Consider the following 19,919-nt stretch of genomic DNA (forward strand, 5'->3'; position numbering starts at 1 on the left):
GTCGGGGCGTCTTAGCGCATGAAGGGCGAAACGGAAACGGCTGCGGCTCGAATTAGCCGCCCTTGTTACGCACTTCGTCGTAAGGAATGGAGAAAACCTTGTCGTCGAGCTTCATGCCAGTCTTGACATTGAAGATCATCACCGAGGTGTCCTTGCCCTGTGCATCGGTAATGGTCCACTGGCGCAGGTCGTAGGTCTTCGGGTCGAACATCATGGTGATGGTCGAATCGCCGAACATGTTCCGGTCACCGAGCACGATCGTCGTCAGGTCCGCCTCTTCCTTCACGCTGCGCACCATCTTGGTGGAAAGGTCGATCTTCTCGCCGAGCAGCAGGTTGAGCGGTGTCTTTGAGAGCGGGTAGAGGTCCCAGGTCTTCAGCTTGCGATTGCCGATCACGACGGCCTTGCCGTCGGCGATGACGCGCATCGGCGAGGGTTCCTCGTAGTTGAAACGGATCTTGCCGGGGCGGTAGATGTAGAACTTGCCGCCGGTCTGCTCGCCACGCGGGCCGAACTGCACGAATTCACCCATCATCGTTTTCACCGAGGCGAAGTGATCGGCGATCTTCTGGGCGGCACCACTCGCCTGCGCGGAAGCGTCGGTAGGCGCAAACGCCGAAAGGCCGGTTGCAAGCGTGAAGGCCATCAGGCAGGTGAAGCCGCGGCGCGTCAGCGTTCCGGTCGCGCGGCCGTTCTCGGATCGGATCATGTTGGTCTCCTTCATGCGTTTCTCATGCGGGCCAAACGCGGCGCCATAATGGCGTTTCGCCCTGACGCGAGACTTGCCGGTGAAAACGCCGCAGAAGGCGCGCCCGTTCCCGGTCAGCGTCCCGAAATTTCATCCTCGGTCGGCACGAGAATCTCGCGCTTGCCGGCATGGTTCGCCGGGCCGATCAGCCCTTCCTTCTCCATGCGCTCGATCAGCGAGGCGGCACGGTTGTAGCCGATGCCGAGGCGGCGCTGGATATAGGAAGTCGATGCCTTGCCGTCGCGCAGCACGACAGCCACCGCCTGGTCATAGGGATCGTCCGAATCGTCGAGATTGGCGGTGCCGGCCGGGCCGCTCCCGCCCTCGCCGTCGTCATCGTCGTCCTCGGTGATCGCATCGAGATACTGCGGCGCGCCCTGCGTCTTCAGATGCGCGACCACCGCCTCCACCTCGCCATCGGAGACGAAGGGACCATGCACGCGCTGGATGCGCCCGCCGCCGGCCATGTAGAGCATGTCGCCCATGCCGAGCAGTTGTTCGGCACCCTGTTCGCCCAGGATGGTGCGACTGTCGATCTTCGACGTCACCTGGAAGGAGATGCGCGTCGGGAAGTTGGCCTTGATCGTGCCGGTGATGACGTCGACCGAGGGGCGCTGCGTCGCCATGATGACGTGGATGCCGGCCGCGCGCGCCATCTGCGCAAGCCGCTGAACGGCACCTTCGATGTCCTTGCCGGCAACCATCATCAGGTCGGCCATCTCGTCGATGATGACGACGATATAGGGCATGGGCTGGAGATCGAACTCCTCCGTCTCGTACATCGCCTCGCCGGTCTGGCGGTCGAAGCCGGTCTGCACGGTGCGGCTGATCTGCTCGCCCTTGGCCAGCGCCTGCTCGACGCGGCTGTTGAAGCCGTCGATGTTGCGCACGCCGATCTTCGACATCTTCTTGTAGCGCTCCTCCATCTCACGGACTGTCCACTTGAGGGCGACGACAGCCTTCTTCGGATCGGTGACGACGGGGGAGAGCAGATGCGGGATGCCGTCATAGACGGAGAGTTCCAGCATCTTCGGATCGATCATGATCAGGCGGCACTGTTCCGGCTTCAGGCGGTACAGCAGCGAGAGGATCATGGTGTTGATGGCGACGGACTTGCCCGAGCCGGTTGTACCGGCAACGAGCAGGTGCGGCATCTTGGCGATGTCGGAAATCACCGGCTCGCCGCCGATCGTCTTGCCGAGCGCCATGGCGAGCTTGGCCTTCGACGTCTCGAAATCGCGGCTGGCGATGAGTTCGCGCAGGTAGACCGTCTCACGGCTCTGGTTCGGCAGTTCGATGCCGATGGCGTTGCGGCCCGGCACGACGGCGACGCGGGCGGCGATCGCGCTCATCGAGCGGGCGATGTCATCGGCAAGACCGATGACACGCGATGACTTGATACCGGGGGCCGGCTCCAGTTCGTAGAGCGTGACGACCGGGCCGGGCCTGACATGGATGATCTCGCCCTTGACGCCGAAATCCTCCAGCACGCCTTCCAGCATGCGGGCGTTCTGCTCCAGCGCATCGGCCGAAAGGGTCATGTCGCGCACCTGGCCCTTCGGCTCGGCGAGCAGGTGGATCGGCGGCAGGGCAAAGCCATCGGGACCGACGAAGGAGGTCTGCGCCTCTCGCTCGATGCGTTGGCCGGGCTTCGGCCGGGAAGCAGCCGGAACGACCCGGGCGGTCGTCGCCGGCATGGGTTGGCGGGCCGGCGCGCGGCGCGGTGCCCAGTCGGCGGCGATATCGTCCATGTCGTCGTCCGGCAGGATGCCGTTTGGACGGGCCATCGGCTCATCCATGTCGAAGGGCAGGTCGTCGTCATCGCCAGCCATCGGCGGGGCCGCGACGACACGCCGTCCATCGAGGGAGGGCTCGACGCGGTCGGCCGAACGGGACGGCGTGCGGGCGCGGGACGGCTCGTTCAGCGTGCCGAACTCGTCCTCGTTGAAATCGTAGGGCTGCTCGATACCCCGCGCCTTGCGGCGCTGGTTGGCAAGGCCGAAGATGCGGCGGAACCGCGCCTGGCCGGTGTACCAGGCATGGGTCATGGCGCCGGCGAGGACGGTCAGCGGGCCTTCCCGCTCGTCATCATCGTCGTCTTCGGCGACGGTGCGCGCCCGGCTCGGCGTCGGAACGGGAGCAAAATCCTCCTCGTCGTCGATCGCCACGGAGCCGATCAGGCCGGCTGCAAAGACCATGAGCCAGGCGGCGGGAACGGCGATGATACCGCCAAGGATGGAGGCGAAAAGCCCCGTCGGATAGGCACCGGTGAAGAGCGCGGGAAAGCGCAGGATCATGTCGCCGAAGACGCCGCCAAGTCCGGTCGGCAGCGGCCAGGTGACGGGTCCGGGCACGCAGGCGAGCGCCGCAGAGGCGAGAATCGCCCCCCCGAGCCAGGCGCCGGCGCGCTGTGGCACCCGGTTGAAGCGCCGGCCGCTGATCAGCGCCAGCCCCCAGGCGACGACCGGCAGGAGCGCGATGACGCTGGCGAGCCCGAAGAACTGCATGAAGATATCGGCAAAGACGGCGCCCGAATAGCCGAGGATGTTGGCCGGCTCGCCGCTGGAGGCATAAGAGAGGCTGGGGTCGGAGACGTTCCAGGTGGACAGCGCGGCAATGGCGAAGGCGAGGCCGAGGAAGACGATGATCCCGAGAAGGATCTGCACCTGTCGCCAGACGAATGCCGACAGAACGAAGCGGTCGTGACGGTTGTCCAGTCCTGCCGAAATGCTTCTGCTCATGGTTACAGCCTATGGTCCACGCAAGGAAATCGCACGGTGCCCGCGTGATTCGCGGACTGTGCCTGACTGTGAACCCTACGAAGGAAGCCTTAATGGCATGTTAACCATGCGATCCCGCAGCATGGTTTCTCCCCGGTAAACGAAAAAAGCCCGGACACAGGGTCCGGGCCAAGGGCGGCATAGATTATCCTATGGCCGCAACGGGATGTTTGGCGGCGGCCGCTGGGAGCCGCCGCAGGCATCTCAGGAGTGGTAAGCCGCTTCGCCGTGGGAGGAGAGGTCGAGCCCTTCGCGCTCGGCTTCGACCGAGACGCGCAGCCCGACGATCATGTCGACCACCTTGTAGAGGATTGCCGAGACGACGGCGCACCAGACAATGGTGATGACGACGGCAGTAAGCTGGGTCATGAACTGCGACGCGATGGAGAAGTCCGCACCACCCGTGCCGCCGAGCGACGGGGCGGTGAAGATGCCCGTGCCGAGCGCGCCGATGAAGCCGCCGACGCCATGGACGCCGAAGACATCGGCCGTGTCGTCATAGCCGAACTTGTTCTTCACGACCGCGACGAAGAAGTAGCAGATCGGCGAGACGATGAGGCCAAGCACGATTGCGCCGAACGGGCCGACGGAGCCGGCGGCCGGGGTGACGGCGACGAGGCCGGCGATCATGCCCGAGGCGGCACCGAGCAGCGAAGCCTTGCCGCGGGTGAAGGTTTCGACGACCGACCAGGCGAGGATCGCGGCAGCGGTGGCAACGAAGGTGTTGACGGTAGCGAGAACCGCGCCGCCCGAGGCCTCGAGGTTGGAGCCGGCGTTGAAGCCGAACCAGCCGAACCACAGCATGGCGGCACCGACGAGGGTGAGCGTCATGGAGTGGGGAGCCATCATGTCCTTGCCGAAGCCGGTACGCTTGCCGACCATGATCGCGCCGATGAGGCCTGCGACGCCGGCATTGATGTGCACGACGGTACCGCCGGCGAAATCAAGCGCACCCATGTTGAAGATCAGGCCGTTGCCGTCCCACACCATGTGGGCGATCGGGAAATAGACGAAGGTGGCCCAGAGAACGGTGAAGAGGAGCACCGCGGAGAACTTGATGCGCTCGGCGAAGGCACCGATGATGAGCGCCGGCGTCAGCGCCGCAAAGGTCATCTGGAACAGCATGAAGATGTATTCCGGGATGACGACACCATCAGAGAAGGTGGCCGCCGTGCTATCGACCGTCACACCCGACAGGAACATCTTCGCAAAGCCGCCGAAATAGGGGCTGGTGGATCCGCCGAAGGCGAAGGAATAGCCGTAAGTCACCCAGACGATCATCATCATGGCACCGATCACGGTGCACTGCATGAGGACCGAGAGCATGTTCTTGGTGCGCACCAGGCCGCCGTAGAACAGCGCAAGGCCCGGGATCAGCATGAAGAACACGAGAAGCGTGGCGAGGAACATGAAGACGGTATCGGCCTTGTCCGGCACGGGCGCGGCAGCGGCGGCCTCGGTGGCGGCCGGTGCGGCTTCCTGCGCGAAGGCGACGACCGGAAGAAGCACGGCCGTCGTGGCGGCAGCCACGCGGGAGAAGGTCTGCGAAAGCGTAAATGAAGACATGTTGAAAAGGCTCCCTGATAGGCCGTTTGCTTAGAGCGCTTCGGAATCGGTTTCGCCGGTGCGGATGCGCACGGCATGGTCGATCGCGTAGACAAAGATTTTGCCGTCGCCGATCTGGCCGGTCTTGGCGGCGGAAGCGATCGCTTCGACGGCCTTGTCGACGACATCGCCAGGCACGGCGATCTCGATCTTCAGCTTCGGCAGGAAGCTGACGGCATATTCGGTGCCGCGATAGATTTCCGTATGTCCCTTCTGGCGCCCGTAGCCCTTCACCTCGGTCACGGTCAGGCCCTGGATACCGACCGCGGTGAGGGCTTCGCGCACCTCATCGAGTTTGAACGGCTTGATAATGGCCATCACAATTTTCATCTGGTTTCCCATCCTTCGTGCTTGTCCCCAGCCGGGGCCATCTCTCCTCATCGTTGGCGACGTCACGTCAGCCACGACTGGGAACTACACATTCAAGGGGCGTGCCAGATTCGAACGGGATCGCTAAGCTTTTGAAATGAAACCGATAAAAATAGAAGCCATGGTGCAGTGCAAAAAATCACCAACGCACATGATCAAAAAATAGGCGTAAATACAACGATGGATAAAAATTAGTCAGTTGCCTTTTTCCGAATCAGCCCTTCCTGGGCCACGGAGGCAATGAGGGTCCCGCTACGGGTGAAAATCGCGCCACGGGTCATCCCGCGCCCACCTGAGGCGGAGGGGCTGTCCTGGCTGTAGAGCAGCCAGTCGTCGACATTCGGCGGGCGATGGAACCACATGGCGTGGTCGAGGCTGGCGACCTGCAGCGAGCGGTCGAGCACGGAGGTGCCATGCGCAAAGAGCGAGGTGTCGAGCAGCGTCATATCCGAGAGATAGGCGAGCACGGCAGCCTGCAGATGGCGTTCGGCCGGTACCGGGCCGGTGGTGCGCACCCAGATGTTCTGCCGTGGCTCCAGTTTCTCCCGCGAAAAGTAGTGGTCCAGCGAAACCGGTCGCAGCTCGATCGGCCGCGGTCGCTGCCAGTAGGCGCGGATATGCTCCGGTGCCTCGGTCATGAACCGCTGCTTCAGGTCCGCCTCGCCGAGCAGGTCTTCCGGTTGCGGCACGTCGGGCATCGGCGCCTGGTGCTCCAGCCCATCCTCGTCGTCCTGGAAGGATGCCGTCATGAAGTAGATCGGCTTGCCGTGCTGGATGGCGATGACGCGGCGCGTGGCAAAGGAACCGCCGTCACGGATGTTTTCCACGTCGTAGATGATCGGCACGGCGGGATCGCCCGGCCGCACGAAATAGGCATGCAGCGAATGCACGAAGCGCCCCGCCTCCACCGTCCGGGTCGCCGCAACCAGTGCCTGGCCGATCACCTGCCCGCCGAACACCCGCTGCCAGCCGACCTGCGGGCTCTTACCGCGAAACAGCCGGCTTTCCAGGCGCTCGAGATCCAGCGTCTCCAAAAGGACATCCATGGCGGGGTTCTTCGCAGGCTGACGCGACATTTGGACGTGACTCAGCAGGTAGGAATACGGTTTCTCCTCCTCTATATAGAGGGACGGAAGACCTCAAGCGGCCAGGAGTACACCATGCCCGAAGCGACCATGCTCGACGTTCTTGTCGCCGGCGGTGGTTATGTCGGCCTGTCGCTGGCCGTCGCCATCAAGAAGGCCGCCCCGCATCTTGCCGTCACCGTGGTCGACGGTGCGCCGGAACACGCCTGGCAGAAGGACGAGCGCGCCTTCGCGATCGTCGCTGCCGCCCGCAACCTGCTCGACGTCATTGGTGTATGGGGCGAGATCGCACCGGAGGCGGAACCGATCCGCCGCATGGTGATCACCGATTCGCGCACGGCCGATCCCGTGCGTCCCGTCTTCCTTACCTTCGAGGGGGCCGGCTCCGGAGACGACGGCCAGCCCTTCGCCCATATGGTGCCCAACCGCGCGGTGACACGCAGCCTGCTTCGCCAGGCCGAAGTGCTCGGCATCCCCATGCGTTGGGCAACGTCAGCGGAGGGTTTTGCAACCGAGCAACATGCGACAACGGTCCGCCTGTCCGACGGAACCGAATGCCAGACCCGCCTGCTCGTCGCCTGCGACGGTGTGCGCTCCAAGCTGCGCGACATGGCAGGCATCAAGACCGTGCGCTTCGACTACGGCCAATCCGGCATCGTTACGACAGTCGAGCACGAGCGCCCGCACGAGGGCACGGCGGAGGAGCATTTTCTGTCCGCCGGCCCCTTCGCCACCCTGCCGCTGGCTGGCAACCGGTCCTCGCTCGTCTGGACCGAGCGCACGGAGGATGCCCGCCGGCTTATCGAGAGCGACGATCTCGTCTTCGAAGAGGAACTGGAGCGCCGCTTCGGCCACAAGCTCGGCGCACTGAAGGTCGTCGGCGGCCGCCGTGCCTTCCCGCTCGGCCTGACGCTCGCCCGCGCCTTCGTCGCGCCGCGCTTCGCGCTTGCGGGCGATGCCGCGCACGGTATCCACCCGATTTCCGGCCAGGGCCTCAATCTCGGCTTCAAGGACGTGGCGGCGCTTGCCGAAACCGTCGTCGAGGCCGATCGCCTCGGCCTCGATATCGGCGCGATCTCCGTGCTGGAACGCTATGAAGGCTGGCGTCGCTTCGACACGGTGCGCATGGGCGTGACCACGGACGTGCTGAACCGCCTCTTCTCCAACGATGTGACGCCGCTGCGCGTGCTGCGCGATGTCGGCCTCGGCGTCGTCGATCGGCTGCCGGGACTGAAATCCTTCTTCATCCGCCAGGCGGAAGGCACCACCGGGAACGGGCACCCGCGCATGCTGGTCGGGCAACGGATCTGACTGGCAGGGCGCAACAACGCTGCGCTCGTTCTGGCCCTTCAAATCCGATCGTGACGAAGAAGATATGATCGGGCTCTGTCTGCGGCCTAATCCTTGATTTCCCGCGCCTCAGAAATCAGCATGATCGGAATACCGTCGCGGATCGGATAGGCGAGCTTGGCCTTTTCGGAAACGAGCTCGCCCGCAGCCGCATCATAGGTCAACCGGCCCTTGGTCAGCGGGCAAACGAGAAGCTCGAGCAATTTGGGATCGACACGACTGGTGCTGACGTTCATCGCACAGGCCTATTGCAGCATCGTATCGACGTCGCCGTAGCTGCGCGCCAGCACGATTTCGGTAATGGCGATCAGCGTTTCCGCCCGCGTCTTCAAATCCGGTGCCTCCAGCAGTGCCTGCTTTTCAGCAGGTCCATAGGGCGACATCATCGCCATGGAATTGACCAGCGTCGCATTGCTCGCCCGCTCCACGCTCTCCCAGTCGGCCTCCAGCTTGTTGGCGTCGAGATAGGCCTTGAAGGCAGCGAGCAGGGCTTCGCGATCGACGCTCTGCTCGTCGTCGCGTCCCGAAAGGTCGGCGATGAAGGGAGCGATATGGAAGCTGCGATAGGACTTGTCGCCGCGCAGTTCCTCCAGCAGGCGATAGCGGCAGACGCCGGTGAGCGAGACGATGTAACGCCCGTCTCCCGTCTCGGCAAAGGACGTGATGCGGCCGATGCAGCCGACCTGGCAAAGGTCCGGCGTGTCGGTTGCGGCATCATCCGTGCGATCAGCACCGAAGACGGGCTGCACCATGCCGATCAACCGGTGCGTGGCGAGCACGTCGTCGAACATGGAGAGGTAGCGCGGCTCGAAGATGTTGAGCGGCAACTGCCCGCCGGGCAAAAGAAGAGCACCCGTCAACGGAAAGACGGGGATGGCCTCAGGCAGGTCCTCCGGCTTCAGATAACGTGCATTTCCCACATGCATGGCAGTGCCTTCCCATTGCGCGCAACGTGACGATCCGTCTTCGCCGCCCGTCAACGCGCTTCTTCCCGAATGTGGGGTAGGCGTGGCATTTCTCAAGGGATGCCACGCCGTTCTCCCGGAAAATGCCTCAGGAAAACAGGATCGACGACAGCTTGCGCCGGGCAGCGATCGTCGCCGGATCCTTCGGACCCCAGACATCGAAGAACTGCAGAAGCTCGCGGCGCGCGCCATCATCGTCGAAGGTGCGATCGCGCTTCATGACGAGAAGCAGATGATCGGCCGCCGCCTGCCGGTCACCCTCGACATTGCGGATCTTGGCGAGCTTCAGCCGTGCCGCATGGTCATCCGGATCAAGCGCCAACGCCTGCTCGAGCGCGGCCGGATCGCCGAGCTTGCGCGCCTCCTCGATCTGGTCGAGCTTCTTCAGCACGGCCGCAACCGCCGGATCGGCCGCGACGGCCTCCGGCAGGTTGCCGAGGATCTGCCGGGCATTTTCCGGCTGGCCGGCAGCGATCATGCATTCCGCGATGCCGGCAAGGGCAGCCGGATTCTCCGGATCGGCCTGCAGGAGCGCGCCGTAGAGATCGGCCGCGCCGGCAAGATCGCCTGCATCGAACAGGGTCTTCGCCTCGGCGAGCAGCGCCTCGATCTCGGCCTTCTCGTCGGCGCCGGCGGGACCTGCGACCTTGTCGATAAAGTCGCGGATCTGGCTTTCCGGCACAGCACCCATGAAGCCATCGACCGGGCGCCCGCCAACGAAGGCGACGACCGCCGGGATCGACTGGATACCGAGCTGGCCGGGAATGGAGGGATGGTCGTCGATGTTGAGCTTGACGAGCTTCACGCGGCCAGCGCTTTCCCGCACAACCTTCTCGATGATCGGCTGGAGCTGCTTGCACGGACCGCACCAGGGCGCCCAGAAATCGACGAGAACGGGTTGCTGGCGCGAGGCCTCCAGCACGTCGCGCGAAAAATTCGCCGTCGTCGTGTCCTTGATGAGATCATCCGCCGGTGCCGCGCCGCCAAAGCTCGCCGAGACGTTCATCTGGCCGCCATAGGACGATGCGTAGGGGTTGTCGCCTGCACTCATGGGTCTCTCCTGTGGCGCCAAGCGCCTCGATGTCGTGTCTGTGCCCCAGATCGTATGTCAGGCCGTGACTTTCAAGACAAGCGGCTCGTGGCCGGTCGCCTCGATGAAGCACAGGAGATCCTTCGAGCCGATCGAGGTCGTCGCATCGTTGCGCAGCGGGTGGCCGTTGATCGTGTCGAAAGCCATCAGGTCCGCATCGATGATGATCTTCACCTTGCCGGCCGTGTCGTTGATCACCCCGAAGGCAGTGACGGCGCCGGGAATGACCCCGAGATACTCCATCAGCTTCTCCGGCTTGCCGAAGGAGACGCGGCTCGCGGCGCCGATGACCGAATGCACGGTCTTCAGGTCCACCGTCGCGTGCTCCTCGACGGTCATCAGGAAATAATTGTCCTTCTTGTCCTTCACGAAGAGGTTTTTCGTATGACCGCCGGGAATTTCATCACGCAGCGCCACCGATTCGGCGACGGTGAAGACCGGCGCGTGCTCCTTCGTGCTGTGGGCAATGCCCAGATCGTCGAGAAACTGGAAGAGATCCCTGTCGGTCTTCGGCTGCGCTTCGGTCATTTTCCTGCCTGCCCCGGCTCAATTGATGTCCATCCGCTGATAGGGCTTCGACCGCACAAGCGCAACCGCCTGAAAATCCGGGACTTTGAAAGCCTCAGCATTTTTTTCTGCAAAATCTGACATTTCCCTGTTGCATTTGAAAATCCCTTGGGCCATATACCGGCCGTCGCCGCAACGCAGCGACCTTCGGCCACCAACTACCCCAGGCCGTCGACAATGAGCGGGTGTAGCTCAGGGGTAGAGCACAACCTTGCCAAGGTTGGGGTCGAGCGTTCGAATCGCTTCACCCGCTCCATTCTTCCAAATGGTCCAAAGCCTCGGTTCGCCGGGGCTTTTGTGTTTTCCCCAATGAGAATATCAGCTGGCTCACGGCGATGGTGGCCGGTTTTCGGCGCGCCAGGTGGCGGGGCTGCGGGCGGTGACCCGACGGAATTCTCGATTAAAGTTCGATTTGGTCTGGAAGCCTGATTCGAGCATGGCCGAAATCACCGGCATATCGGTGTCGCGCAGCAGCCGGCAGGCCTCGGCGATGCGGAAATCATTGATGTATTGCGAGACATTCCTGCCGGTCAGACGGTTGATCGCACCGGAAATCTGCCGGGCCGGAACGCTCGCCCGTCGGGCAAGGCGCGCAAGCGTCAGATTTTCGTCACGGAACAGTTTCTGCTCCGAGAGAAGCCGATCAATCCGCTCCATCACGTCTCGGTCCCGCTCGTTCGTCCCGCTACCCTCGTCCCTTTCCTCGGGAGCAGACGGCAGGGCATGGGCGCGTGCTGCGACCGTCGCAGTGACACCGACAAGGAAGAGGACGAGCAGATTGGCATTGCCGACGAGCATCGGCACGTTCTCGCCCCGGCTCCATTCGAAATCGAGCAGTACGGCAATATCGAAAGAGGCAGAGAGGCAAAGCGAACCCGCAGCAATCAGAAGCGCCTTGTGGGCGCCGGCGGCGCCATCGAGCCGCGCCTCGTCCAACCCGTCGGGCCCGGCATAGGCGAGCCGCAGCAGGATGATGGCGTAGCCAACGAAGATGACGACGAGTGCGCCATCGATGAGATAGGGCGCAAACACCAGAAGGGCGAGGATGAGCACCGGCGGCGCAGCATTGAGCCAGGGAATCTCCGCCCGGTCGCGGTGGATCAAGCTCTGAAAGCTCGCCAGCACCAGCGGCGGCAGGCCACCCGCCAGCACGGGCAGGACATATCGCGCCGCCGACACATCATAGCCCCAGCGCAGGCCAACGGCGACCGACTGCAGGATGCAGAGGGCGATCAAGGCCAGAAACGGCCGATTGCCGCCATCCTGCTGGCGCAGGAGCGCGACGAAGCGGGAGAGGAGCAGGAGGGCGACGACGAAAGGCAGGGGAACGAAGAGCACGGGGCAGCACGAATCCGTTGGCGTTGTTGGCGATCATCATGATGCCAATCGCGGTCAAGGGCGACCTCAAACGCGATTGAGGACACGACGAAGGTGCGATCGTGGCGCGGATTTGCCGACCGGTGGGTCTGCAAGCCGAGGTTTCGATATCCGCTCTTTCCCTGTTTCCGGCCCACCGAGCCAGTGCACAGGAAACATGTGGACGAGCATCACGCCGAACGCAAACAACACGAGCAGTGCCCTCTGGGACGGCCTGAAGAAGCCGTCCAGCGCCCCGACAAGGACAAAGGGCCAGGACCGATCCCGGTCGCTGGCCCTTGGGCGTGTGATACGGAAAGACCTTACGCGGCTCGGCGCTGGTAGGTGGCGCTGTCGCGGCCGTCGCCGATGTGGAATTGCGAGAGCGCAGCCTGGAGCTGGGCGGCTTCGTTGGCAAGCACCTGGCTCGCCGCCGTCGTCTCCTCCACCATCGCAGCGTTCTGCTGGGTCATCTGGTCCATCTGGTTGACGGCTGTGTTGATCTCGCCGAGCGCCGCAGACTGTTCTTGTGCCGCCCGGGTAATCGAGACGACATGGTCGTTGACGCGATTGACGAGGTCCTTGATTTCCGAGAGCACGTCACCGGTCGACAGCACCAGCGCCACGCCACCCTTCACCTCGCCTGCCGAAGCGTTGATCAGCGTCTTGATCTCCTTGGCAGCATTGGCCGAGCGCTGGGCGAGCTCGCGCACTTCCTGGGCGACGACCGCAAAGCCGCGGCCTGCCTCGCCCGCACGGGCAGCCTCGACGCCGGCGTTCAGCGCCAGGAGGTTCGTCTGGAAGGCGATCTCGTCGATGACGGAGATGATCTGGTTGATCTTCTGCGACGACTGCTCGATGCGCCCCATGGCATCGATGGCGTCCTGCACGATGCCGCCGGACTTTTCCGCGCTGTGCTTGGTCTCGCGCACAATCTCGGAGGCTTCGAGCGCACGGGTCGTCGAGGTCTTCACCGTCGTGGTGATTTCCTCGAGCGCGGCAGCGGTTTCCTCCAGCGAGGCCGCCTGCTGCTCCGTGCGATGGGCGAGCTGGTCAGCGGCGGCCGAAAGCTCGCGTGAATTGCCGGTAATGGTGCCGGCAGTGGAGAGGATGCCTGTCATCGTGCTGCGCAGCGTCAGCATGGCGCCGTTGACATTCGCCTGGAGCTCCGCGAAATCGCCCTGGAAATGGCCGGCCATTTCCTGCGTCAGGTCGGCATGGGAGAGCGAGGCGATCACGCGGCGCACTTCGCTGACGCCCCGGTCGACATTCTCGACCAGTTCGTTGACACCGGCGGCGAAGCGGCGAAGGTCCTCGTCCTCATAGGCCTTGGTGATGCGGCGGGTGAAGTCGCCCGCTGCGGCGGCGGCCACGATCGTGCTGATATTCGACTGCAGGTCCCTGCTCTGTGTCTGCAGGGCAGCTTCCTGCACCTCCATCTCGCGCATATGCGCTTCGTTGGCGCGGAAGACATCGAGCGTGCGCGCCATGGCGCCGATCTCGTCCTTGCGCTCCGTGCAGGGAATGGCGTCGTCAAGCTTGCCGGCCGCAAGATTGGACATCACGCCGGTCAGAAGCTGGATCGGGCGGACGATGCCGGTGCGGGCGAGCAGCGTGCTGAGCAGCATACCCGCGACGATACAGATGAAGGCAGTGGCCAGAAGCACGACCTGCGTCGTCGTCGAGCGCGCGATGGCATCGGCGCGCGATTGCGAAAGCGTTTCGGCCGAATGGGTAGTGTAGAGCTTGAGCGCAACGGTAACGGCCTTCTGCCCCTCCAGCGCCTTGTCGAGCGCGGCTAGCATGACGGCACGGTCCTGGCCCTGCGGCGAGCCGGCAACGGCCACCATGGCCCGGATATCTTCGAAATAGGGCGCCAGCGATGCGCGCACGCCATCGAGCAGCTTTGCCTCCTCCGCATCGGCAGTCGAGGCGATCTTCGGCAGGCGATCGAGCATTTCCTTGGCGCGCTTTTCCGTCTCGGCGGCAAAGTCTGCGGCCTTTTCCGGTGCAAGCGCCAGTTGGTAGGTCATGCGGCTGATCGCGATGACGTCGATGCGCAGGTCCATGGCTTCCCGCGCCACTTCCTCCCGTCCGCCGGTGTCCTGAAACGCCGCGCCGAGTGCCCGCAGACCCCCGCCTCCGACAGCAGCGATCGTGCCGGCGGCGATGCCCATCAAGAGCACGAGAAGACCAACTTTTCTGGAAATGGAGAGATCCGAGATTTTCATGGACAACGTCCCCTGAGGGCGACCGGCGCTGTCCTGGCGCGTTCAATCCCGCACAACCCCGCATCATGCCGGGTCCTGAGATTGGTTTTTCAGGCACAAAGGTTTCGATTTTATTGCCTTCCGGCACCACAATCTAGGATTTCACCCCTTGCGGAAAATGTAATCCGTCTCCTGCCGCAACGTTTCACCGGGCCGGAGAACGGCATTCGGGAAATGGCCATGGTTGACGGCATCCGGCCAGACCTGGGTTTCGAGGCAGAAACCGGCGAAAGCCCCGTAGCGGCGGCCCTCCAGCCCCGGAGCGGCCGGGGCGACATGGGCACCGCTATAGAGCTGCACACCCGGCTCGGTGGTCAGCACCGCCAGCGAAACACCGGACTGCGGGCTACGGACCTCGATCACCGGCCGTTTCGCCTGCCGCTCAGACGAGAGGCAGAAATTATGGTCGAAGGCGATCCCGCCGTCCTGCATCTGCCGGTCCAGCGGCGTCCATTGCCGCAGATCGAAGGGCGTGCCGGCGACCGGGCGAACGTCACCGGTCGGTATCAACCTTTCGTCAACGGGCAGGTAGTGCTCCGCCGCAAGACGAATCTCATGGCCGAGCGCATCTGCCCCGCCGTCGAGGTTGAAATAGCTGTGCTGGCAGAGGTTGACGGGGGTCGGCGCATCCGTCGTCGCCTCGTAGACGACGGAGAGCACGCCGTCACCGGCAAGCCGGTAGGTGCAGGAAATGGCACAGGTGCCGGGATAGCCCGCGCGGCCGGCTGGATCGATCATCGACAGGGTGACGAAGTCCGGACCTTGTGCGGCAATCCGCCAGTTCTGTCGGGCGATGCCATCGCTACCGCCGTGCAGATGGGTGACGCCACCTTCGTTGCATTCAAGCTGGAAATCCACGCCGTCGATCGAGAAGCGCCCACCCTTGATACGGTTGGCGCAACGGCCGGGCGTCGCCCCGAAATAGGGCGAGTGGTCGAGATAGCCGGCAAGGTCCTCGAAACCGAGAACCAGTGGCGCGGGATGCCCTTCGAGCCGCAGATCCTGAATGACGGCGCCCCAGGTGAGGACATGCGCCTTCAGTCCGCCGCTGGCAAGACGGATGCGCTCGACCGGTTCGCCGTTCTCCAATCGCCCGAAGATTTCATTTCGGCTGCCCACACCCGCTCTCCTTCGCTGGTCGCCCGGTCTCGCACGGCAACCTGCTGCAATTCCCCTCCATTCGCAATCGAAAAGTATGACTTTTCTGTCACCCTGCTCAGAAGGACTTCTGGTAGATGATGAAGGGGGTCTTTTCGGCGATGCGATCATAGAGTTGGCGCGCCGTCGCATTGAACTCCTGCGTCATCCAGTAGACCTCGGGCGAGCCTGCTTCCCTCGCCTTGGCATAGACGCCCTCGATCAGCGCCCGGCCGATGCCGGAGCCGCGCACGCCAGGATCGGCGAAGAGGTCCTGCAGGTAGCAGACATTGCCGACCGTCCAGCAGGAGCGGTGGAACAGGTAATGCGCAAGGCCGACGGGCTTGCCGTCGAGCGTGGCGAGGAGGCCGCGATATTCGCCCTCCGCCCCCTCGCCCGTCAGCCGGGCAAAGGTGGTGGCGTAGATCTCTTCCGGCAGCACCGTCTCGTAGAATGCGAGATAGGCGGTCCACAGGCGCCGCCATTCGCCTTCATCATCCTTGTGCAATGGGCGAATGACGACACCGCTCATGGGTCAGGCTCCTGTTCCGATCTTTTCCAGGTCATAGGACGTGGTCTGGTAGATTTCATTGATCCAGTTGCCGAAGAGCAGATGTGCATGGCCGCGCCAGCGGTTCTGCGGCGGCAACGACGGATCGTTATGCGGGAAATAGTTCTTCGGCAGCTTGATCGGCACACCGGCCGAGACATCGCGGAAATATTCGTCGGCGAGCGAGGTGGAATCATATTCCACATGGTTGAAGATGTAGAGGCGGTTTCCAGCCTGCTCCCGCACGAGGCAGACACCCGTCTCGTCGGAATCAAGCAGGATGTCGAGCTCCGGCACCGCCCGGATATCCTCGATGCGGATCTCCGTCCAGCGCGAGACCGGCACCTCGAAATTATCGGAGAAGCCGTTGAGATAGACCGAGGAAGGCTTGCGATTGTGATGACGGTAGACGCCGAAGGCCTTTTCCTCCAGCGTGTGCTTCGGCACGCCGTGGAAATGGTAGATCGCCGCCATGGCGCCCCAGCAGACATTGAGCGTCGAGTGGACATTGGTCTTCGTCCAGTCGAGGATCTGCTTCATCTCGTCCCAATAGGTGACGTCCTCATAATCCAGCAGCTCGATCGGCGCGCCGGTGATGATGAAGCCGTCGAACTTGCGATGCCGCACCTCTTCCCACGTGTCGTAGAAGGCAAGCAGGTGTTCTTCCGACGTGTTCTTCGCCCGGTGGCCGCCGACGCGCACCAGCGACAGCTCGACCTGCAGCGGCGAGGCGCCGACGAGGCGCGCCATCTGCACTTCTGTCTTGATCTTGTTCGGCATGAGATTGAGAAGCCCGATCTGCAAGGGGCGGATATCCTGCCGGATCGCCACCGTCTCGGTCATCACCCGCACGCCCTCGTGAACGAGGGTTTCGAAGGCGGGGAGCGTATCGGGAATCTTGATGGGCATGTGTCACTCGATCGAAAAACAAAAACCGGCCGCAACAGTGTCGCAACCGGCCCACGGAAGGTTTTTCCTCGCGCGGCCCTTTAGCGACTTGTTTAACGTGGCTGCAAGCCGGCCGGCCAAATCACCACGAGGCGTTTAAATAGCGCTCCTTGCGCCACGAATCAATCCATGCCCGGAAACGGGCAAGGCCCGGATGCGGCTGGCATCCAGGCCTTGCTGCTTGAGAGAAGTCGGGCAGCTCAGTAGTAGCTGTAGTAGCGCTTCTTGTAGTAGACCTTGCCGCCCCAGTCGCCGCCCCAGCGATGGCCATAGTGGCCATAGTGGCGCTTGACGCGATAGTGCTTCCTGTAGCCGTGGTGGCCGTGGCCATAGCTCTTCCAGCCGTAGCTCTTGTGGCCGTAGCCATAGTAACCGGCCTCGGACGGGGCGGCGAAGGAAACGGCTGCGACGACGGCGACGACGGCCGAGATGATGAACTTGCGCATGGGACTCTCCTGATCTCTTTCGGGTTACAGGATGAACTCCTCTCATCCAGTGATCAGACTGTCTCATGGACCAGGACGCAGCGCTGTTTCGGATGGAACACGGCGCCGACATTCCTGATTTCAAGGTTTCCTAGCCCTCCAGCTCCTCGCGCAGCATCTCCAGCTCCAGCCATTCCTCTTCCATCGCCGTCAGCGAATGGCGCAGCTTCTCCATCTCCGCCGCCAGCTTGTTGAAGGTGGCGGGATCCTTGGTGAAGAGGGCCGGGTCGGCCATCTTCGCCTCGCGCGCGGCGATCTCCTTCTCCGCCTTCTCCATTTCCTTCGGCAGGTTCTCGAGGGCGAATTTCTGCTTGTAGGAGAGCTTTGCCTTACCCTTGCTTTCCGCCGGGGCCGCGGCGGATGACGTCTCGGCGGCCCTCGCCTTCTCGGCCTTTTCCGCCTTGCGTTTCTCCTCGATTGCGCCGCGACGCTGCGCCATCATGTCGGAATAGCCGCCGGCATATTCGATCCAGCGGCCATCCGGGTTTTCCGGGTCGGTCGGCGCGATGGTCGAGGTTACGGTGCGGTCGAGGAAGTCGCGGTCGTGGCTGACGAGCAGCACGGTGCCGGCAAAACCGGCGACGATTTCCTGCAACAGATCGAGCGTCTCGATGTCGAGGTCGTTGGTCGGCTCGTCGAGGATGAGAAGGTTCGTCGGCCGCGACAGGATGCGTGCCAGCATCAGGCGCGCACGCTCACCGCCTGAAAGGTTGCGGATGGGTGTGCGGGCCTGCTCGGGCTGGAACAGAAACTCCTTCATGTAGCCGGTGACGTGCCGCTGCTCGCCATTGACGAGCAGCGTCTCGCCGCGCCCGTCCGTGAGATAATGGGCAAGCGTGTCGTCGAGATTCAGGTCCTCGCGACGCTGGTCGAGCGTGGCGATTTCCAGGTTCGTGCCGAGTTTCACCGTGCCGCTGTCGGGCTCGAGCTCGCCGGTGAGCATCTTGAGCAGCGTCGTCTTGCCCGCACCGTTCGGGCCGACGAGACCGATACAGTCGCCGCGGTGGACGCGGATCGAGAACGGCGCGACAATTGTGCGCTCGCCATAGGTCTTGGTGATCTTTTCCGCCTCGATGACCAGCTTGCCGGATTCCTGCGCATCGGAAGCGCTGGCCTGTACGCTCCCCTGTGGCCCCTTGTGGCCGCGATAGCGGGCGCGCAGATCGTGAAGCGCACCGAGGCGGCGCATGTTGCGCTTGCGCCGGGCGGTAACACCGTAACGCAGCCAGTGCTCCTCGCGCTCGATCGCCTTGCCCAGCTTGTGCTGCTCCAGTTCCTCGGCCTCCAGCACCTCGTCGCGCCAGGCCTCAAAATGACCGAAGCCGCGGTTGAGCCGCCGCGACTGGCCGCGATCGAGCCAGACGGTGGCATTGGACACCTTTTCGAGGAAACGACGGTCGTGCGAGATGACGACGAGGGCCGAGCGGGTCGACTGCAACTCGCCTTCCAGCCATTCGATGGTCGGAAGGTCGAGATGGTTGGTCGGCTCGTCGAGGAGGAGAATATCCGGTTCGGGCGCCATCACCCGGGCCAGCGCCGCCCGGCGCGCCTCGCCGCCCGACAGCGACTTGGGATCCTCGCTGCCGTTGAGCCCCAGATGTTCGAGCAGATAGGTGACGCGATAGGGATCGTCGCTCGGCCCGAGGCCCGCCTCCGCATAGGCCGCAACCGTGTCGTAGCCGTCGAAATCCGGCGCCTGATGCAGGTAGCGGATCGTCGCGGAAGGATGGCGGAAGACCTCGCCGGACTGCGCTTCGGCAAGGCCGGCGGCGATCTTCATCAGCGTCGACTTGCCCGAACCGTTGCGGCCGACGAGAGAGATGCGGTCGCCCGGCTCCACCTGCAAGCTGGCGCCGGCAAGCAGCGGCGTGCCGCCGAAGCTGAGGAAAATGTCGTCGAGTTTGAGAATAGGCGGTGCCAAGGGTCAGGCTCCTGAAAGGTCGTAGGGCCGGGCGATGAGAATGGCGCGGCCGGTCGCAAGCGAAAGGCGGATCGGACCTTCCGCCACATTGGAAATGGTGCGCGACGAACCGAAGGGCAGCGAAAAGTCCTTCAGCGGATAGCGCGCATTGTCGATGGTGAGGCCCGAAAGCGGGGCAAGGCCGAGAATGGAGAAGAGGCTGCCTTTCGGAAGATCAATGGCGCGGCGGCCCGGCAGCAGTGGCCAGGCCTCCTCCTCGCCCGACGTGAGCTTGATGGTAGAGCCCTGCTCTTCCAGGAAGACGGCGTGCAGGAGATGCATCAGCGCATGGTCGCTGCGCTCCCCGCCGAGTGCGCCGGCAAGCAGGATAGTATGCGCCCCGCGCTCGGTCGCGACCGCAACGGCAAGCGCCCCGTCGGTTTCGTTCTTGGCAGCGGGATAGGGCTGGCGCTCGACCTGCGGCCAGGCGGCGACAAGCTCCGGCGAGGTCGAATCGAAATCGCCCACCCAGAGTTCGGGCACAACGCCGAGGCTTTGCGCGTGCCGCATGCCGCCATCCGCCGCAATAACGCGCGCGCCCGCCACGTCCGCGCGAAGACGCGGCGTCACGGCGAGTGCGCCTCCTAGAAGGACGACGAATTTCGGGTCTGTCGATACCGGCATGGTCATGGCTGATGCCCTTAGCGCATGTTC

At 63.7% G+C, this 19,919-nt stretch carries 18 protein-coding genes, 1 tRNA gene and 1 riboswitch; of the genes, 2 read left to right on the plus strand and 17 right to left on the minus strand.

Annotated features, from left to right (window positions below):
- Positions 1-52 precede the first annotated feature (52 nt).
- The 5 genes from EXZ48_RS16290 to tesB all read right to left on the minus strand — a co-directional run bounded on the left by EXZ48_RS16290 (position 53) and on the right by tesB (position 6,578).
- On the minus strand, positions 53-709 hold the full coding sequence (locus EXZ48_RS16290) for an outer membrane lipoprotein carrier protein LolA (protein ID WP_024271120.1): 657 nt from the start codon (positions 707-709) through the stop codon (positions 53-55).
- Positions 710-822: 113 nt separating this feature from the next.
- Positions 823-3,489, minus strand: a complete 2,667-nt coding sequence (locus EXZ48_RS16295) for a DNA translocase FtsK (RefSeq protein ID WP_023516742.1) — start codon at positions 3,487-3,489, stop codon at positions 823-825.
- Between the two features lie 243 nt (positions 3,490-3,732).
- Complete coding sequence (locus tag EXZ48_RS16300; RefSeq protein WP_130517066.1) at positions 3,733-5,094, minus strand: ammonium transporter; 1,362 nt, start codon at positions 5,092-5,094, stop codon at positions 3,733-3,735.
- Between the two features lie 30 nt (positions 5,095-5,124).
- On the minus strand, positions 5,125-5,475 hold the full coding sequence (locus EXZ48_RS16305) for a P-II family nitrogen regulator (RefSeq protein WP_037408526.1): 351 nt from the start codon (positions 5,473-5,475) through the stop codon (positions 5,125-5,127).
- 218 nt (positions 5,476-5,693) lie between these two features.
- The gene (tesB, locus tag EXZ48_RS16310) at positions 5,694-6,578 is read right to left on the minus strand and encodes an acyl-CoA thioesterase II (RefSeq protein ID WP_023515564.1); all 885 of its coding nucleotides are present in this window, start codon (positions 6,576-6,578) and stop codon (positions 5,694-5,696) included.
- A 99-nt stretch (positions 6,579-6,677) separates the two neighbouring features.
- On the opposite strand from tesB, the gene EXZ48_RS16315 reads away from it, so the two are divergent.
- Positions 6,678-7,898 carry a ubiquinone biosynthesis hydroxylase gene (locus tag EXZ48_RS16315; protein ID WP_130517176.1) on the plus strand — a complete coding sequence of 407 codons (1,221 nt, stop codon included), beginning with the start codon at positions 6,678-6,680 and terminating at the stop codon, positions 7,896-7,898.
- Positions 7,899-7,984: 86 nt separating this feature from the next.
- On the opposite strand, the gene EXZ48_RS16320 is transcribed toward EXZ48_RS16315, so the two are convergent.
- The 4 genes from EXZ48_RS16320 to EXZ48_RS16335 all read right to left on the minus strand — a co-directional run bounded on the left by EXZ48_RS16320 (position 7,985) and on the right by EXZ48_RS16335 (position 10,520).
- Complete coding sequence (locus EXZ48_RS16320; RefSeq protein ID WP_023515566.1) at positions 7,985-8,173, minus strand: Trm112 family protein; 189 nt, start codon at positions 8,171-8,173, stop codon at positions 7,985-7,987.
- 9 nt (positions 8,174-8,182) lie between these two features.
- On the minus strand, positions 8,183-8,863 hold the full coding sequence (locus EXZ48_RS16325) for an LON peptidase substrate-binding domain-containing protein (protein WP_024271119.1): 681 nt from the start codon (positions 8,861-8,863) through the stop codon (positions 8,183-8,185).
- Positions 8,864-8,990: 127 nt separating this feature from the next.
- A complete protein-coding gene (trxA, locus tag EXZ48_RS16330) occupies positions 8,991-9,953 on the minus strand; it encodes a thioredoxin (protein ID WP_050745568.1) in 963 nt (320 codons plus the stop codon).
- 57 nt (positions 9,954-10,010) lie between these two features.
- Positions 10,011-10,520, minus strand: coding sequence for a prolyl-tRNA synthetase associated domain-containing protein (locus EXZ48_RS16335; RefSeq protein WP_130517068.1), 510 nt, complete (start codon positions 10,518-10,520; stop codon positions 10,011-10,013).
- Positions 10,521-10,740: 220 nt separating this feature from the next.
- On the opposite strand from EXZ48_RS16335, the gene EXZ48_RS16340 reads away from it, so the two are divergent.
- A tRNA-Gly gene (locus EXZ48_RS16340) sits at positions 10,741-10,815 on the plus strand.
- A 71-nt stretch (positions 10,816-10,886) separates the two neighbouring features.
- Here the strand turns inward: EXZ48_RS16340 and EXZ48_RS16345 are convergent.
- The 8 genes from EXZ48_RS16345 to EXZ48_RS16380 all read right to left on the minus strand — a co-directional run bounded on the left by EXZ48_RS16345 (position 10,887) and on the right by EXZ48_RS16380 (position 19,889).
- Entirely contained in the window at positions 10,887-11,897 is a 1,011-nt protein-coding gene (locus EXZ48_RS16345; RefSeq protein WP_023515114.1) for an AraC family transcriptional regulator, read from the minus strand.
- A 341-nt stretch (positions 11,898-12,238) separates the two neighbouring features.
- Positions 12,239-14,146, minus strand: coding sequence for a methyl-accepting chemotaxis protein (locus EXZ48_RS16350; RefSeq protein ID WP_130517070.1), 1,908 nt, complete (start codon positions 14,144-14,146; stop codon positions 12,239-12,241).
- A 141-nt stretch (positions 14,147-14,287) separates the two neighbouring features.
- The gene (locus tag EXZ48_RS16355) at positions 14,288-15,304 is read right to left on the minus strand and encodes an aldose epimerase family protein (RefSeq protein ID WP_130517072.1); all 1,017 of its coding nucleotides are present in this window, start codon (positions 15,302-15,304) and stop codon (positions 14,288-14,290) included.
- A gap of 97 nt (positions 15,305-15,401) precedes the next feature.
- Entirely contained in the window at positions 15,402-15,854 is a 453-nt protein-coding gene (locus tag EXZ48_RS16360; protein WP_130517075.1) for a GNAT family N-acetyltransferase, read from the minus strand.
- Between the two features lie 3 nt (positions 15,855-15,857).
- Positions 15,858-16,781 (minus strand): homoserine O-succinyltransferase, encoded by a 924-nt coding sequence (gene metA / locus EXZ48_RS16365; protein ID WP_024271116.1) that lies wholly within the window; start codon positions 16,779-16,781, stop codon positions 15,858-15,860.
- 60 nt (positions 16,782-16,841) lie between these two features.
- Positions 16,842-16,919, minus strand: a riboswitch (SAM riboswitch).
- Between the two features lie 101 nt (positions 16,920-17,020).
- Complete coding sequence (locus EXZ48_RS16370) at positions 17,021-17,266, minus strand: hypothetical protein (protein ID WP_023514141.1); 246 nt, start codon at positions 17,264-17,266, stop codon at positions 17,021-17,023.
- 130 nt (positions 17,267-17,396) lie between these two features.
- Entirely contained in the window at positions 17,397-19,226 is a 1,830-nt protein-coding gene (locus EXZ48_RS16375; RefSeq protein WP_130517077.1) for an ABC-F family ATP-binding cassette domain-containing protein, read from the minus strand.
- Between the two features lie 3 nt (positions 19,227-19,229).
- Complete coding sequence (locus EXZ48_RS16380) at positions 19,230-19,889, minus strand: thiamine diphosphokinase (RefSeq protein ID WP_130517178.1); 660 nt, start codon at positions 19,887-19,889, stop codon at positions 19,230-19,232.
- Positions 19,890-19,919: the final 30 nt, after the last annotated feature.

Origin of the sequence: Shinella sp. JR1-6, assembly GCF_004284735.1 — a bacterium.
Taxonomy (GTDB): Bacteria; Pseudomonadota; Alphaproteobacteria; order Rhizobiales; family Rhizobiaceae; genus Shinella.

Bases quoted from the DNA above. Each gene is read 5' to 3' on its own strand.
- EXZ48_RS16290 (WP_024271120.1), bottom strand. From the start codon at position 709: ATGATCCGATCCGAGAACGGCCGCGCGACCGGAACGCTGACGCGCCGC.
- EXZ48_RS16295 (WP_023516742.1), bottom strand. From the start codon at position 3,489: ATGAGCAGAAGCATTTCGGCAGGACTGGACAACCGTCACGACCGCTTC.
- EXZ48_RS16300 (WP_130517066.1), bottom strand. From the start codon at position 5,094: ATGTCTTCATTTACGCTTTCGCAGACCTTCTCCCGCGTGGCTGCCGCC.
- EXZ48_RS16305 (WP_037408526.1), bottom strand. From the start codon at position 5,475: ATGGGAAACCAGATGAAAATTGTGATGGCCATTATCAAGCCGTTCAAA.
- tesB (WP_023515564.1), bottom strand. From the start codon at position 6,578: ATGTCGCGTCAGCCTGCGAAGAACCCCGCCATGGATGTCCTTTTGGAG.
- EXZ48_RS16315 (WP_130517176.1), top strand. From the start codon at position 6,678: ATGCTCGACGTTCTTGTCGCCGGCGGTGGTTATGTCGGCCTGTCGCTG.
- EXZ48_RS16320 (WP_023515566.1), bottom strand. From the start codon at position 8,173: ATGAACGTCAGCACCAGTCGTGTCGATCCCAAATTGCTCGAGCTTCTC.
- EXZ48_RS16325 (WP_024271119.1), bottom strand. From the start codon at position 8,863: ATGCATGTGGGAAATGCACGTTATCTGAAGCCGGAGGACCTGCCTGAG.
- trxA (WP_050745568.1), bottom strand. From the start codon at position 9,953: ATGAGTGCAGGCGACAACCCCTACGCATCGTCCTATGGCGGCCAGATG.
- EXZ48_RS16335 (WP_130517068.1), bottom strand. From the start codon at position 10,520: ATGACCGAAGCGCAGCCGAAGACCGACAGGGATCTCTTCCAGTTTCTC.
- EXZ48_RS16350 (WP_130517070.1), bottom strand. From the start codon at position 14,146: ATGAAAATCTCGGATCTCTCCATTTCCAGAAAAGTTGGTCTTCTCGTG.
- EXZ48_RS16360 (WP_130517075.1), bottom strand. From the start codon at position 15,854: ATGAGCGGTGTCGTCATTCGCCCATTGCACAAGGATGATGAAGGCGAA.
- metA (WP_024271116.1), bottom strand. From the start codon at position 16,781: ATGCCCATCAAGATTCCCGATACGCTCCCCGCCTTCGAAACCCTCGTT.
- EXZ48_RS16370 (WP_023514141.1), bottom strand. From the start codon at position 17,266: ATGCGCAAGTTCATCATCTCGGCCGTCGTCGCCGTCGTCGCAGCCGTT.
- EXZ48_RS16380 (WP_130517178.1), bottom strand. From the start codon at position 19,889: ATGCCGGTATCGACAGACCCGAAATTCGTCGTCCTTCTAGGAGGCGCA.